General features: G+C 76.6%; 1 protein-coding gene. It reads right to left on the reverse strand.

All coding sequences use genetic code 11. The features are described 5' to 3' along the window. Window positions 1–71: 71 nt before the first annotated feature. Entirely contained in the window at window positions 72–473 is a 402-nt protein-coding gene (locus HA630_RS01405; RefSeq protein ID WP_166832152.1) for a hypothetical protein, read from the reverse strand. Between the last annotated feature and the right edge of the window lie 216 nt (window positions 474–689).

The following is a 689-nucleotide window of genomic DNA, read 5'->3' on the forward strand; positions in this document are numbered from 1 at the left end:
ATCTCTCCACGAAAACACACGAAACGCGGCCGGCACCCAGGGGCGCGGCGGACGCACGGGGGCGCTCGGGGTCAGGCGATGGGGGGTTTGAAGGCAGGGGCCAGCCGGGCGCTGGCCGGGGCCGCGGCCCGGTGGGCCGGTGGGGGCTGCGGCGTGGCCAGCCACGGCTGCCAGGTGCCGACCCAGGGGTGGGCCAGGGTGTGACAGATGTCGCAGGCGCTGCAGCCCAGGTGTTCGGTGCCCGTTTCAGTGCCGTCGTGGCCGTGGTCGTGGGGCGCCAACGGGGCGGCCTCGGCCGGGGCCGGGGCCGCGTGGCAGGGGGGCTCGGCGGCCGCCACGGCCACCTCCACCGGCGTGGCCGTGGCCTGTGCCGGCGTGGACGCCGGGACGTGGTGCTGCACCAGCATGGCGCCGCCGGCCCACAGCCGCAGCGGCATGAGGGCGATCAGCATGCAAAGCCAGACGGTGCGCATGTCAGCATGATAGGGCCACGGCCGGGAAAGTTCCGGGCACGGTGCGGTGCGGGGGACGGCGCGATGGCCGGGTGCGGGTCGGGCCAGGGGCGGCGGGTGGGGTCAGGCCGGCGGGGACCGCAGTTCCTGGCGGGCCAGGCGCATCACCGTCCAGCCGGCCGACAGGGCGAGGCCGGCCATGACCGCCGCCACCGTCCAGTCGGGCCAGCCGTGACC

It is taken from the genome of Aquabacterium sp. A08, from assembly GCF_011742065.1.